Source organism: Mesorhizobium sp. BR1-1-2 (genome assembly GCF_020165435.1).
Taxonomy (GTDB): Bacteria; Pseudomonadota; Alphaproteobacteria; order Rhizobiales; family Rhizobiaceae; genus Mesorhizobium.
Genome location: NZ_JAIUID010000005.1, coordinates 365,327 through 379,317, shown reverse-complemented (window position 1 = coordinate 379,317; position 13,991 = coordinate 365,327). Strand labels below are relative to the sequence as shown.

Genomic DNA, 13,991 nt, shown 5'->3' with positions numbered 1-13,991 from the left:
CAAGGAGGAGGCCGGACGTGCCGTCCTGCGGATCAGTCGGTGGTGCCGTTGTTGCCGAGGCCGTCGGCATCGTCGAGCCGCACGAAGGTCAGCCCCTTTTGTTTAAGCGCCAGCAAGCCCTCCACGACGCCTTCCCCGGCTGCATGGGTCGGCTGGTTGATATGGGCGATGATGACGTCGCCGTCCTTGGCCGCTTCTATGCGCCTTGTCGTTTCCCTGGCGCCGAGCAGCGAACCGCCGTCGCCATTGATCGAGAAGCCGGCGATCTTAAAGCCCAGCTTGCGGATCATGGCGATCGCCGACGGACTATACTCCGCGGTCGCGCCACGAAACCATTTCGGCGCCGGCTCGCCCGTCCCGGCCAAGGCAACGGCGCCCGACTCGACCTCCGCCAGCACCGCTTCCGGACTGCCGGCGCTGCGTATGCCATAGATCTTCTGCGGCGTGTCGACGGCCGGGATGTGATGGCCGCCGTGGTTTTCCAGTTCGAACAGGTCAGGATGCGCCCGCATGATCTCGACGGCGGCAGCGTTCCGCTTCAGCCAGATGCCGGTGACGAAGATGGTCGCAGGTATCCTGTTTTCCACCAGCGCCGAGAGGATGCGGTTGTCGGTCCGTCCGCCGCAGGCGTCGAGGGTCAAGGCAACGCGCCCGGCTCCGCCTGCATCCGGCCTGATGTGCAGGATGGGTTCGACAAGCGATGCGGCATGGCCGCTGGACACCACGGCCAATGACATGGCGACAACGCAGAGATTTTTTTGCAGCAGGCGCATCAAACAGTTCCAAGCGGCGTTTCAAGCGGCCATCCCAAGACCCGCATGAAGGCGGAAATCGGGAGCTGGATAGCAGAAAAGCACCAGACGCGACAATCTGACCGTCTTGCGGCAGTTCCTCGTTCCGACCGGCGGCAAGCGCTCAGCCGCGGCCCGCCTTCGCCGCCTGAACGGCCGCCTGCGCGGCCGCCAATCTGGCGATCGGCACGCGGTAGGGCGAACAGGACACGTAATCCAGTCCGACCTCCTCGCAGAAGCGGATCGAGGCCGGATCGCCGCCATGCTCGCCGCAAATGCCGAGCTTGATCCGTGGCCGCGTCGCCCTGCCCTTTTCGGCAGCCATGCGCACCAGTTCGCCGACGCCATGGATGTCCAGCGAGACGAACGGATCCTGTTCGATGATGCCTTTCTGGCGATAGGTCTCCAGGAACGAGGCCGCGTCGTCGCGCGAGATGCCAAATGTCGTCTGGGTCAGATCGTTGGTGCCGAATGAGAAGAATTCGGCCGATTCAGCGATGACATGGGCGCGGATCGCCGCGCGGGGGAGCTCGATCATGGTTCCAGTCAGGTAATCGATCTTGACGCCGCTTTCGTCCATGACGCTCTTGGCCACCGCATCGATGCGCGCCTTGACGTAATCGAGTTCCTTTACAAGCCCGACCAGCGGCACCATGATCTCGGGTACCACCAGCGCGCCGGCCTTGCGGCCGGCCTCGACGGCGGCCTCGAAAATGGCACGCGCCTGCATCTCGGCGATCTCGGGATAGGACACCGCAAGCCGGCAGCCGCGATGGCCGAGCATCGGGTTGAATTCGTGCAGCGCCTCAGTGCGCTGCCTGAGCTTGTCCGGCGCAACATTCATCGCCGCCGCGACTTCGGCTATCTCAGCCTCGGTCTTGGGCAGGAATTCGTGCAAAGGCGGATCGAGCAGGCGGATGGTCACCGGCAGCCCGGCCATGATCTCGAACAACTCCAGGAAATCCGCTCGCTGCATCGGCAGCAGCTTGGCAAGCGCGGCGCGCCGGTCCTTTTCGGTGTCAGCCAGGATCATCTCGCGCATGGCGACAATGCGGGCACCATCGAAGAACATGTGTTCGGTGCGGCACAAGCCTATGCCTTCGGCTCCGAAGGAGCGCGCCATGCGCGCGTCGAGCGGGGTTTCGGCATTGGTGCGCACCTTCATGCGCCGCACCGCATCCGCCCATTCCATGATGGCCGCGAAATCGCCGGAAAGCTCGGGCTGCAGCATCGCCACAGCGCCCTTGAGCACCTGCCCGTTGCCGCCGTCGATGGTGATGATGTCGCCCTTGCGGAAGGTCTGCCCCATCGACATCAGCGTAGCTGCCTTATAGTCGACGCGCAGCGAACCGGCGCCCGAGACGCACGGCTTGCCCATGCCGCGCGCCACGACCGCGGCATGGCTGGTCATGCCGCCGCGCGTGGTCAGGATGCCCTCCGCCGCATGCATGCCGTGGATGTCCTCCGGACTGGTCTCGACGCGCACCAGGATGGCCTTGCGCCCTTGCGCCTTGAAATCCTCGGCGTCCGCGGAGGAAAAGACGATTTCGCCGGTGGCGGCGCCGGGCGAAGCCGGCAGGCCGACACCGATGACGTCGCGCGCGGCCTTCGGATCGATGGTGGGGTGCAGGAGCTGGTCGAGCGAGGCGGGATCGATGCGGGCGACCGCCTCCTCTTTCGAGATCAGGCCGTCCCTGGCCATCTCGACGGCAATCTTCAGCGCCGCCTTGGCGGTGCGCTTGCCGGACCGCGTCTGCAACATCCACAATTTGCCGCGCTCGATGGTGAATTCGAGGTCCTGCATGTCGCGGTAGTGCTTTTCCAGCCTGTCGGAGATGGTGACGAAGGACTGGAAGGCATCCGGCATCAGTTTCTGCAATGACGGCTTGTCGGAGCCGGCGGCGATGCGGGCCGCCTCGGTGATGTTCTGCGGCGTGCGGATGCCGGCGACAACGTCCTCGCCCTGCGCATTCACCAGGAACTCGCCATAGAGCTGCTTTTCGCCGGTCGAGGGATTGCGGGTGAAGGCGACGCCGGTGGCCGAGGTCTCGCCCATGTTGCCGAACACCATGGCCTGGACATTGACCGCCGTGCCCCAGCTTTCGGGAATATCGTGCAGGCGCCTGTAGGTGATGGCGCGGTTGTTCATCCAACTCGAGAACACCGCACCGATGGCGCCCCAGAGCTGTTCGTGCGGATCCTGCGGGAACGGCCTGCCGAGTTCCTCTTCGACCTTGGCCTTGTATAGCGCGATGACGCCCTGCCACTCGATAGCCGTCAGTTCGGTATCGAGCTCATGGCCGAGGCTGGCCTTCTGGTCCTCGAGGATCTCCTCGAACACCTCGTGGTCGAGTCCCATGACGACATCGGAATACATCTGGATGAAGCGGCGGTAGCTGTCATAGGCAAAGCGCGCATCGCCGGAATCGACGGCCAGCGCCTCGACGGTCTCGTCGTTGAGGCCGAGATTGAGCACCGTATCCATCATGCCGGGCATCGAGGCGCGGGCCCCGGAGCGGACCGATACCAGAAGCAGTTTCGACGGATCGCCAAAACGGCGGCCGGTGAGCCGGCCGATATGGTCCAGCGCCACGGCGACGTCAGCTTCAAGCCCTGCCGGATAGGCACGGCCATTGGCATAGTAGGCGTTGCAAACCTCCGACGTGATGGTGAAGCCCGGCGGTACCGGCAGGCCAAGACTGCACATCTCCGCCAGATTGGCACCCTTGCCGCCTAACAGATTCTTGTCATCGGCCCGGCCCTCTGCCGCACCATCGCCAAAGGTGAAAACCCACTTGGTCATGCTTTGCTCTCCGGTTGCAGGAGATTGGAAAGATTGACGAAACGGAAAGTCCCGCCATGCCCGACTTTGGAGCGATATGATGCTGCAATGCGAAAGGCAAGGCGTCGGAAAGGCCGTTTGGCCGCTACAATCGATTAAGCAAAAGCTACGGCAAAAGGACTTGCTACTCCAACGGCACGAGGCTAGAACATACAGGGAACGAAGAGGTGCCTCATGAAGCTCACCGGAAAACTCGACTATCTGGAACTGCCGGCAACCGGCGCGACGCTGGACAGTGTGAAAGCCTTCTACAGCGCCGCCTTTGCCTGGTCGTTCACCGACTATGGGCCGACCTATTCGGCCTTTAGCGAGGGCCTGGACGGCGGTTTTCAGGCCGACAGCGGCGACGCCACCGCCAAGCCGTTGCCGGTGCTTTACTCCCAGGATCTGGAAGAGACGCTGGCAGCGGTCGAGAATGCCGGCGGCACGATCGTCAAACCGATCTTTTCGTTTCCCGGCGGCAGGCGGTTCCACTTTGCCGATCCGGCCGGAAACGAGATGACAGAGTGGGGAGAATAGGCGGCGCGACCGGTGCGGCCGTCGCCAACGGAACCGTGGATCAACCGGAATGTCGCAATCTCCAGCATTGAGCTTTCCATCGGCACAGCCTATAAGGCCGCGCGCAGTCGACGCATGTCAGCTGCTGGGGCGTCGCCAAGTGGTAAGGCATCGGTTTTTGGTACCGACATTCCCAGGTTCGAATCCTGGCGCCCCAGCCAAGCGCACAGGGTCCGTTCCGGACACATAGGTTACGGTTTATACCGGAGACATGGGTAACACTTTTGGGCCGAAGGGGTTTTGGAGTGGTTCGCGCCTGCATGTCTCATCGTCAAAATATCCCAGATCATAGTCCATGAAGCTGGCCAGCCAGATATGGTCCTCGACCTGTTTGATGCCGACGGTCTGGCCGGCGAAGACCAGGCTGAGGTCGGCTGGACAGTCCATGCCGAGCGCCTGATGCGGCCGTTCTGAATTGAACTCGTCGATGAAGTCGTCGAACCTGGCCTGCTGCTGAAGGAAATTGGCGCCTGGCGGTTTGGTGGTTTCCTTCTTCAGGGTGAGGTGCATGCGCTCATGGCGTCCGTTCTGCTGCCGGCAGCCCGGCTTGATGCGCTCGATGTCGATGCCCAGGCGCAGCTACCAGACCGACGGCTTGCTGAGGTTGAACAGCGCATTGGGGCTGGCGAAGGGAACGCCATTGTCGGTCCTGATCGCGCTGGACAGGCCGAACTCCTTGAAACCGCTTTCGAACGGTGAAGGCATAGGCTTCCTTGGTGGTCGACAGCGCCTCCCAGGCGATGAGGTAGCGACTGGCGAAGTCGGTGATCGTCAGCGGATAAGCAATAGCGCCGATCGCCAAGCATGAACTCGCCCTTGTAGTCGGCGCACCAAAGATCGTTGGGGCGGTAGCCGTTTGAAAGCGGTGTTCCCGTCGCCCTGTTACGCTTCGGGCGTGCTCGAGGCCGAAAAACAGGCTCTCGTTCGCCGGGTCGAAGGGTCATCGCGTCGAGTGGCACTTCATCGCGCCGGAAAGCCGATGCAGAGCGGCTATGTCGAGACTGCAAATATTGCAAGGCGTACAACCTTAAGATGTATGACCGATCATCATGTACTGCCCTTTCCTATCGACCCGCTCCCTGCGTTACTTTTCGGTTTGGCCACTCCAAGTTCAAAAAAATGTGACAAATACGCAACATAGCCGAAAAATCGCAATGACCACGGCAATTTTGTTCCGTCCATTCTAGTTGTGGGGCGGACAATCTCCGGCGCCAACCCTATAAGGAGGGCATGGACCCCATTCCGGGATTCCCGTGCGCAGACATGAGGAATCCCGCAATGAAAATTCAACTTAGAATTGACCGTTTTCGTATTAAGCACCCGAATGCGGCGCCGAGGAATAGCGGCTTCGCTCAGGCCCAGCGCTACAGACCACGTTCATGGACTCGAAATGTCAGCCTTGTTCCGATTGTGGTCGAGGGTGATATTGAAGCGATCGGATTTCAATCTTCCCTCCGATTAGCCCACGACGCCAGCGTCACCCACGCACTGGTCGCATCCCATCCTCTGCATCATTCAAGGAGAGTCAAACTCGGGCTCGTCCCGATCTCGGAACTGGCGCGACTAGCATTACCCCGTCGGCCCTCTCGCCAGAAACCACCCAATGCTGGCTTAGACGGGCTGGAGCTAGTGCGTCTCGGCGTAAGGAGGCCATTTCCAATCGACCAAGATGTGATGTGGGATCTCTGGCAGAGGGAAGATGCATGGTGGCGCTGTCGCCAGGACCTGACGTTCTTCGAAGCCAGCCTGTGTCTCTGGCAGGTCTTCGGCCACAAATTGTACGACAACGATGACGGCGATTCTCTGCTCGATTTTCTGGACATCGACTTCACGACCGTAGGCGGTCCCTACCAAGGTCATTGGGGGCCTTTACACGGGTATAAGGGTCCCTTCCCGTTTACCGCCTGTTTCCAAATTGAAAGAACCGTCGGAAGCCAAACTCGATGGATCCTGTCGATCATCGACCAGGTCGAGGATTGGTACGTCGGCGTCGTAGAGGACATAACTCCACGGCTGGCAGCACTCGAACGTCAAATCAGGTTTGAGTTGCCCGAAGCTCAAGGGCCGCGCTGCACGGGTAATAAACCTGGCTTCCAAGCTGGAGTCTTCGTGCAGGCTCTTGGTTCTCGCAACGAGAGCCGCACCCAGCTGGGAGTGGCTAAATGAAAAATCATCTCCAGATGCATCTCACTCCCATTTCGGAAGTGAGGGTTTCGCCCTATGCCGTCCGCAATCACAACCTGGGAAAAATTCGCAAACTGGTCATACATATCGAAAGATATGGCCAAATCATTCCCATCATTATCGAAGGCGGCGGTTATGTCGTCGATGGTCATGCGAGGCTCGCAGCAGCTCAAAAGGCGGGTCTGACCCATGTGCTGACCATCGACATATCGCATCTGCCGGAAGCAGACCGGCGAGCCGTAAGGCTCGCGCTGAATCGGCTTGGCGAAGATGGAATGTGGGACAAGAAGGCGCTGGCCAGAGAGCTTCGACACCTGCTGGAGATTGGCTACGAACTTGACCTGACGGGCTTCGATACCCTCCAAATCGAAAACACGATCGAGATGGATATAGATGCCCCCGGCGACGTAGAAGAACTCGACGCACGCTTGTTGGTTGAGAAGCCTGTCTCGAAAGTCGGCGACATCTGGATTCTTGCCAATGGCGCCTCTACCCATCGCCTGGCTTGCGGCGACTGCCGTGACGAGGACCTGCTGCAACGACTTTTTGACGGGCTATCGGCGTCCGTCTCCTTCGCCGATGCGCCATACAACGTTCCGATAGAAGGATTCGTGTCGGGTCTGGGCAAGGCAAGCCATCAGGAGTTTGCGATGGCCTCTGGAGAAATGTCACCGGAGCAGTTCGGGGCATTTTTGAGGGCTGTTCTGACTGCAATCTTTGGACAGCTAACAGAGGGCGGGCTGGCCTATGTTTGCATGGACTGGCGACACATTGCCGATTTGGTCAAAGCCGCGGAGGCACTCGGTCTCGAACTCGTAAACCTCGCCGTCTGGGTAAAGACCAATCCTGGCATGGGATCGTTTCTGCGCTCCCAGCATGAGCTTGTTGCGATATTCAAACGGACTGGCGAAAAATACCGCAACAACGTGGAGTTAGGCAAGCACGGCAGGTCGCGCTCGAACGTTTGGCAATACCGCGGCGTCAATGTCATGGGCCCGGAACGCCACCTGCTGAGCCAGCATCCGACCGTCAAACCGTCGGCAATGGTTGCGGATGCGCTGCGCGATTCCAGCAAACCTGGCGACATCGTTTTCGACCCATTTTTGGGGTCCGGAACGACGCTGCTAGCGGCCGAACGATCCAGGCGGATTTGCTTCGGGGTGGAGATCGAGCCGCGTTTCGTCGATCTGGCTATCCGCCGATGGCAGGCAGAGACCGGCCTTTCAGCCGTTCGGCTGTCTGACGGTCTAGGGTTCGACGAAGCCCAAGCTGCTCCTGCAGCCAAGACGTCCAAAATGTCGCCGGAGGCTCCACAATGAGCACTGACGACGAAGAGGAGAAAGTCGGTTACGGCAAGCCCCCGAAAAAGTCTCGGTTCAAACCGGGACAGTCGGGCAATCCGAGGGGGCGACGCAAACGTACCGAGAACATTGGACTTGCGGTCCTGACAGAGCTTAGGCAGCCCATCACAGTGCGTGAGAACGGGCAGGAGCAGGTCCTCACAAAAAGGGATGCGATAGCGAAAACGATTGTCGCCGGCGCGTTGGCGAAAAACGTCAAGATGATCCAAATTTTGATGAGCCTCGTGCCTGACCAATTCCGCATTCCCGAAGCTTCGAAGCCTGCGGCGTCAGCACCCGTTTCCGCGGAAGAAGCGGAGATCTTGGAGCGCTTCTTCGCACAGAGATTAGGTCTCGCCACAGAGCAAAACCAAAGTGAGCCGTCAATGGCCGAAGACGACCAAACAGAGCCTGCAAATGAGGGAGAAAAGAATGACTGAGCCCTCTCGAGAAATCTTTCTTGCGCTGTACCGACTACATCTTTGGGCGTTCAACGAACGGATGCTGCGACTTTCCGTGCCGGGCTATGAGCATTTCCCCTACATCGATCTTATGGCGCAGCATGTTGAAGACACGGTATTGCGCCGAACGGATGGCAACCTCGTCATCAACCTGCCCCCGCGGCACCTGAAATCCTACACTGCGATCGCAACGATCGCCTGGTATCTAGGGAGATTTCCGAATCGAGAAGTAATGCTGGTCACCCACTCTCAAAGCCTTTCGAGAGACCTGGCTGCAAAATGCGTAGCGATGATGCGGACCAAGGCTTACGCGGAAATCTTTCCCGGATTGCAGATCAGCGACGAGAGACAAGCCACTATGGACTTTCGCACTAAAGCCGGCGGAGGTCTGCTGGCCGGCAGCTTCGAGACCAGAATGACCGGACGAGGCGCCGACCTTCTTTTGATCGACGACGCGTTGTCGGCGCAAGAGGCCGAGTCCCAAGCTTCCCGTGACACAGTCATCAACGCCTTCGAGGCCGTCTTCTCGACCCGCGGGAACAATCCGGCCTGGAAGTCAGTGGTCTCAATCGGGCACCGGGTCCATACGGGTGACTTGCCTGGCTATTTGTTGACACGGGGTTTCGAGCATCTCAAATTGCCATTTAGGGCGGAGGATGACGAGTTCATTGAACGTGGCCAAGTCAAATTTCGTCGAAAGAAAGGCGACGTCCTGCAGCCGAGCCGATATACGCCCGCCATCATCGCCAGAGAAATCGATACGCTGGCCCCCTATGTGTACGCGACCCAGTATCAACAACGGCCGACCGCACGCGAATCTGGTGTTCTGAAAGCGGTGCATTTTCCTGTGACCGCAAATCCGCCTAGTGGCGGAGAGACGATTTTTTCTTGGGACTGCGCATCAAGCACCAATCCTGGCTCGTCCTACTCCGTGTGCCTCGTGTTCCAGAAGCACGGTAAAGTGAGCTACCTGAAACACATCAGCCGAACCCGACTCGACTATCTCTCGCTCAAGGCTCAGGCTCTTGCGCTAAACGATCGATATCAACCGGCACGTCACCTGGTGGAGATGACATCGACAGGCATTTCTCTGGCTGCCGAACTCAGAGCAAAGGGGGCAAACGTTTTGGAAATGAGCCCCGGCGGCCTATCGAAAACCCAACGCCTTGACGCCGTAATGGACAAGATTACGGCACAATACATCCACATCGCCGAAGGCCTCCCTGGCATTGATGCCTTCCTGGATGAACTGACCGCCTTTCCATACGGATCAAATGACGATCAAGTCGACGCGCTCACCCAATATCTGCAGTGGCTGACCGGATCAGAAGTTAGCGGCGTGCCTGACCCCGTGTTTCGCCGACTTTCGCCTCGACCCAACCGGCTAGATCGCTATAGGCCAAAGACCTAATAACAGACCAGAAGGCGGGAGGCCGCAGTTAACGCGCCGCCGCGGGGCAGGGATCCCCATTACCCGGCCGCGTCCTCTTCCCAACGAAGGATGCCGCCTCGCTGGCGAGATTGGTCTTGCCCATATCGGTTTGAGATCGACGGCATCGCCATGCCGGTCGGCCGGGAGCCGACGCCCGGCCGTTTGCGGCGGTCATCCGTGCGCTGAAGGCAACGTTGTGATCGGGCCGACGGGCGCCGTCAAGGTCATGGTGGCGACGAAGCCGGTGGACTTCCGCTAGGGTGCGGAGGGGCTCGCGGCGTTGGTGCGCGAGACGATGGGCGCCGATCCGTTCAGTGGCGCCGTCTATGTGTTTCGGGCGAAACAGACGGATCGAATTAAGCTGATCTTCTGGGCCGGCACCGGCGTCTGCATCTATGCGAAGTGGTTGGATGATGGCGAGTTCCGCTGCGAGTTCGTGCATGCGGCGGCTTTGCCGGCATTTCGGTGTTCGGGAATGCGATGGAACAGTGTCGCTGCTAGTCTAGTCGTCGAGTAACTCGCCCGGCTTAACGGCCAGAAACATCGCCAACTTTTCGACGATGGTAATCGTCGGGTTCCGCCTGCCGCGCTCAAGGTCACTCACATAGGTGCGATGGATGCCGACGTCATCGGCAAAAGCCTCCTGGGAAAGGCCTTTTGCCAAGCGCAGCCGTCGTAGGTTCAGACCGAGGCGTTTGCGAATGTCCACACAGCTGACATTCTTGCTCGCACTCTATCAGTCTACAGACGATGAGTGACATTTTGCTTGACTTACGTTTGGAAGCGAGCGCTTTGCTACCGTGGGAAAAGCCGTGCTCAGACTATGAGCCGGCAATTATGGAGGAGGTAGCCAATGCCCGTAAGAAGCCGAGGTCGAACCTTACTGTTGGGCGTCGCCACCATTCTCGCGTCGGCGCCGGCGGTCGCTCGCGCCGATGAGAATTGCGTACAGCTCGACTTCTTTTTGACCGGCAAATGGGCGCCCGTTTTCGAGATCTCGAAATGGACTTCCCGGCACCCTGCTCTGGATTTTGGCAACATGCGGGTGTCGCTGGCGCCGGGCGGGGTCGCGGTCTATGAGGATCGGCTGAACAATCGGGAGGTAAAGTCCAGTTGGGAGGTACGGCTCAATTCTGTGGGTCTGGAGAGATTGTGCCTGCCCAACAATCCGTTTGATCCCGACCTGGAATGCTCTGTCATCTACAAGAGCGCGAACCCTGACGGTCCTGCCGCACTCATCTCGTTCGACAGCCAATGCGCAAATGGGCATTTCGGCTTTGAGGTGTTTGTCGGCGTCGAAGAGACGAGGCCGGAAGATCCGTCCACCTCGCCGGACAATTTAGGCTCGGCTCCCCCCGAGGAAGCCAGCACGTCAGCGCAGCAAGAAGAATCCACACGATCAGCAGACGATGAACAGGTCAGCAGCCTGGTTCCCCGATGCAGCTCACCTGAGGTGAAGGACACCGTATCAGATCTGCTTGCCTCAACGCCGCTTGACGGTGAGCAGTTGCTCGCATTTGCGACCGTTGGAAGACCCAAGCTGAGTTATACTGTCAAGGCGGCGCGCACCGAAGGGGAGCTGCTAAACGGCTACTCCTGCTCGGCGATCGTCACAGCAGCTATTGACACACCGGACAACGCGCAGCCGAACAATCAGATGGCTGTTCTTATGCTGCGGTCGCAAGGCCTGCTTGGCGACAGAAATATCGATTACAGCGTCAAGATGATGGATGACGGTCAGCTCATGGTGAACCTGGAGCCGTGACCGTGAGATGAGTCGCTCGATCTCTTGATGCGCGGATCACATTAAAGACGTCTGCCAAGGAGTATGCATGGAGCCGAGCAATGCCGATAGTGAGATCCCAGAAGGCCTGCCTGCCGGCAAAGTTGGGTTCTTTTGGATCATTCCCGATCGGAATGGACAAGATGCGATCCTTGGAGACTGCATCGAGCTTGCCACAGCAGACGTCTATGGAGAGGCCCTCACCCATTCTGGTGGTCACTACGATTTTTGGAACGATATGCAGGCGCGTGGACCGGCCTGGCTTCGCGCCAGAAACTTAAGCGGCAGCCTACTTGCCACGGAATATGAGGATTGGCCGCGCGGCAGACTGGTCTTTTATCCGGCTCAAAACGGCTTCACACTCTATTGCGATCGCAGAATCTTGACGCCTTCGCGGCTCGCTCTGGTTCGATCGATGTTTGAGATTTCCGAACATCGTGTTGATTTGAAAAGCGATAGTCACTACGTACCCGTTGGGCAAAGTCGCGTTCCAAAACTTCGGCGATCATGACCGCCAGTCAAATAAGCATGAGTTCTCTGCAGTGATATCACCCGCTTCCGAAAGGTATGCTGATCGGCCCGTTCTTATTTCCTCGCCCTCTCTTTGAGCTGGACTTGCCCTGCAAAGGAAGCATTGGTGTCACGACTTCACTCAGAGACCTGCACATGACGAAAAGCGCAACCAACCTGCTTCCGACGTCAAAGCAGGCTCTGTCATCGCACCCCTCTCTAAGATGGAGCCCGAACTCAGAAGTCCTGACTGCACTCCAGGCACTGGGCACCACAGCAGATGCGGTCAAACCGATTGTCATGGCACCACTTGCCCATCCAGGCCAGGATTCCTTGGAGAAAATCCTTACCATTGGCGCTCGGCCCTGCAGGCGCAGCAATCTCAGCAAACGAGGCTGCAGCAGAAATGACCTTAAGGGCGGCTTTGATAATCAATGTCCTACCGAGCCGGAGGTCTGCCCCAGCATTACGCAATGCTTGCGATAAGGGCACCTCACTTGTCCGCGCCGGCATCCTCGTCCTTCGCCAGCAATCCGGCAGGCTCGAGCTCCAGCACCTTGGCGATCTTGGCGATCGACTTAAGGCTGGCATAGTAGCGGCCGCGTTCCAGCGAACTAATGTAGGTCCTATCAAGCTCAGCCTGGTCGGCCAACTCCTCTTGCGACAGGCCTCGCGCTTGTCGCGCCGATCGAAGGTTCCTTGCAAAAAGCTGCCGTATGTCCATGCGGCGGACCACAGCTGCTTGCTGAATATATAACCACGGAGTATACTCTACATCAGTTACTCGCCGCTGCATTTCCGCAGCCCATCCAACCATTTTGGAACGCAAACCTCGGGGGCGCTATGACCGACTGGTACTATGAGGAAAATGGCATGCAACGCGGACCGGTCCCGGAAGCTGATCTCGCCAAACTTCTTGCCAACCGCTTTCTTGCACCGGAAGCCCGCGTCTGGTCGGCGGCCTTGGGTTCGCAGTGGGTGCCGGCAAACCAGACGCAGTTCAGGGAGAGTCTGACATCTGGTCCACCGCCCCTGCCCCGACTTGGACAAGGCCGGATGGCGACGGACTCCGGACCACCGTCACTTGGCCCTTCAGCGGCTGAAACCGCTTCCAAGACCATATATGCGGCGTTCCTGGCTTACTCGCCGCTTGCCATGCTTGCGGTCGATGTCATCGCCAAGGCAGCCGGCGCCAACCCCAACGCGCCCGACTTCAGCAACGCAACTTCCGTCTGTCTCAGCATTGTCGCCTTCATCTTATGCATGGCCGACGTGAAAACGCTTAACCGAAATGGGTTCAATCCGAACCGGCGAAGGATTGTCCCCTTTCTGCTTCTGACGCCCGTAGGCTATTTTTGGCGACGGGCTGCGGTTATGTGCGCCGGCTGGGCGTACCTGTGGGTATGGCTGGGCTGCATGGTGGTCCTCTTCATATCCGAGGTCGCCTTCATCATGGACGTGTGAGCGCCAGCTAACCTCGTTCCGCTTCACAAGCACCGGAGGCTCACAAGTTGATATGAACGATTCCGAATCCGTATTTCTACTGCTTCTAGTGATCGCACTTGCGATTTTCTTGATGCCGGCGCTGGTGGCCTTCCTGCGCCGTCACCCGAACCGGTGGATAATTCTGCTCTTTAACGTCTTTCTCGGTGCGACGGGCATAGTGTGGTTCGGTTGCCTGATCTGGGCCTTCAGGGCCATCCACATCGCCGCTACGCTAAACAGGAGCAACGGCGGCGAATCCGGACTCAATCTGACCGCCAACGATGTCGTGCGCGTTCGGTTTGAAGAACGCGCACAACAGCCACCGCCCCTCACACCGCCACTGCGTGCTGATGACGTTTTCGTTCGGCTCGAACGTCTCAAGAAACTGCACGATGACGGTGTTATTGATGCCGACCAATTCGCAAAGATGCGCGACGGCATCGTTCAGGCAGGATGATACCTGCTGTCGGCCAACGACTTGATGGTCCACTTACGCCGCTGAATGGCCATGAGAGTCCTCCCCTTCGACGGCAGGCACGAAACGGTCATTGCCCGAATTGGCCGGATAGCTGGCACATCCAGGACATTTGAGGGGGACCCCAATT

Annotated in this window: 13 protein-coding genes, 1 tRNA gene and 2 pseudogenes; 11 read left to right on the top strand and 5 right to left on the bottom strand. The window is 59.0% G+C overall.

The features are described from left to right. Window positions 1-32 precede the first annotated feature (32 nt). Window positions 33-773: a polysaccharide deacetylase family protein gene (locus LB551_RS14385; protein ID WP_224659589.1), complete on the bottom strand. Its 741-nt coding sequence runs from the start codon at window positions 771-773 to the stop codon at window positions 33-35. Window positions 774-915: 142 nt separating this feature from the next. Continuing rightward, the gene (gene ppdK, locus LB551_RS14380; protein WP_224659588.1) at window positions 916-3,594 is read right to left on the bottom strand and encodes a pyruvate, phosphate dikinase; all 2,679 of its coding nucleotides are present in this window, start codon (window positions 3,592-3,594) and stop codon (window positions 916-918) included. 213 nt (window positions 3,595-3,807) lie between these two features. On the opposite strand from ppdK, the gene LB551_RS14375 reads away from it, so the two are divergent. Continuing rightward, window positions 3,808-4,152, top strand: a complete 345-nt coding sequence (locus tag LB551_RS14375; protein ID WP_224659587.1) for a VOC family protein — start codon at window positions 3,808-3,810, stop codon at window positions 4,150-4,152. A 125-nt stretch (window positions 4,153-4,277) separates the two neighbouring features. Then, window positions 4,278-4,352: transfer RNA gene (locus tag LB551_RS14370), tRNA-Gln, on the top strand. Between the two features lie 37 nt (window positions 4,353-4,389). Here the strand turns inward: LB551_RS14370 and LB551_RS14365 are convergent. Further along, window positions 4,390-5,078, bottom strand: a pseudogene (locus LB551_RS14365) (integrase core domain-containing protein); the annotation flags it as partial. A 391-nt stretch (window positions 5,079-5,469) separates the two neighbouring features. Here LB551_RS14365 and LB551_RS14360 point away from each other — a divergent pair. The 5 genes and pseudogenes from LB551_RS14360 to tnpB all read left to right on the top strand — a co-directional run. Beyond that, complete coding sequence (locus LB551_RS14360; RefSeq protein ID WP_224659586.1) at window positions 5,470-6,357, top strand: hypothetical protein; 888 nt, start codon at window positions 5,470-5,472, stop codon at window positions 6,355-6,357. Further along, window positions 6,354-7,694 carry a DNA modification methylase gene (locus tag LB551_RS14355; RefSeq protein ID WP_224659585.1) on the top strand — a complete coding sequence of 447 codons (1,341 nt, stop codon included), beginning with the start codon at window positions 6,354-6,356 and terminating at the stop codon, window positions 7,692-7,694. The genes LB551_RS14360 and LB551_RS14355 overlap by 4 nt, the downstream gene beginning before the upstream one ends. Then, complete coding sequence (locus LB551_RS14350) at window positions 7,691-8,155, top strand: DUF5681 domain-containing protein (RefSeq protein ID WP_224659584.1); 465 nt, start codon at window positions 7,691-7,693, stop codon at window positions 8,153-8,155. Before LB551_RS14355 ends, LB551_RS14350 begins: the two co-directional genes overlap by 4 nt. Continuing rightward, entirely contained in the window at window positions 8,148-9,587 is a 1,440-nt protein-coding gene (locus tag LB551_RS14345) for a hypothetical protein (RefSeq protein ID WP_224659583.1), read from the top strand. Before LB551_RS14350 ends, LB551_RS14345 begins: the two co-directional genes overlap by 8 nt. A gap of 292 nt (window positions 9,588-9,879) precedes the next feature. Further along, window positions 9,880-10,125 (top strand): annotated as a pseudogene (tnpB, locus tag LB551_RS14340) (IS66 family insertion sequence element accessory protein TnpB); the annotation flags it as partial. Here the strand turns inward: tnpB and LB551_RS14335 are convergent. Beyond that, the gene (locus LB551_RS14335; RefSeq protein ID WP_224659581.1) at window positions 10,111-10,317 is read right to left on the bottom strand and encodes a helix-turn-helix domain-containing protein; all 207 of its coding nucleotides are present in this window, start codon (window positions 10,315-10,317) and stop codon (window positions 10,111-10,113) included. The pseudogene tnpB and the gene LB551_RS14335 overlap by 15 nt on opposite strands. A 177-nt stretch (window positions 10,318-10,494) precedes the next feature. Here LB551_RS14335 and LB551_RS14330 point away from each other — a divergent pair, with 177 nt between their 5' ends. Next, window positions 10,495-11,373, top strand: a complete 879-nt coding sequence (locus LB551_RS14330) for a hypothetical protein (protein ID WP_224659580.1) — start codon at window positions 10,495-10,497, stop codon at window positions 11,371-11,373. Between the two features lie 67 nt (window positions 11,374-11,440). Then, window positions 11,441-11,902 carry a hypothetical protein gene (locus LB551_RS14325; RefSeq protein WP_224659579.1) on the top strand — a complete coding sequence of 154 codons (462 nt, stop codon included), beginning with the start codon at window positions 11,441-11,443 and terminating at the stop codon, window positions 11,900-11,902. Between the two features lie 492 nt (window positions 11,903-12,394). On the opposite strand, the gene LB551_RS14320 is transcribed toward LB551_RS14325, so the two are convergent. After that, on the bottom strand, window positions 12,395-12,625 hold the full coding sequence (locus tag LB551_RS14320; protein WP_224659578.1) for a helix-turn-helix domain-containing protein: 231 nt from the start codon (window positions 12,623-12,625) through the stop codon (window positions 12,395-12,397). 119 nt (window positions 12,626-12,744) lie between these two features. Here LB551_RS14320 and LB551_RS14315 point away from each other — a divergent pair, with 119 nt between their 5' ends. Further along, window positions 12,745-13,365 carry a DUF4339 domain-containing protein gene (locus LB551_RS14315; protein WP_224659577.1) on the top strand — a complete coding sequence of 207 codons (621 nt, stop codon included), beginning with the start codon at window positions 12,745-12,747 and terminating at the stop codon, window positions 13,363-13,365. Window positions 13,366-13,417: 52 nt separating this feature from the next. After that, window positions 13,418-13,843 carry a superinfection immunity protein gene (locus LB551_RS14310; protein ID WP_224659576.1) on the top strand — a complete coding sequence of 142 codons (426 nt, stop codon included), beginning with the start codon at window positions 13,418-13,420 and terminating at the stop codon, window positions 13,841-13,843. Window positions 13,844-13,991: the final 148 nt, after the last annotated feature.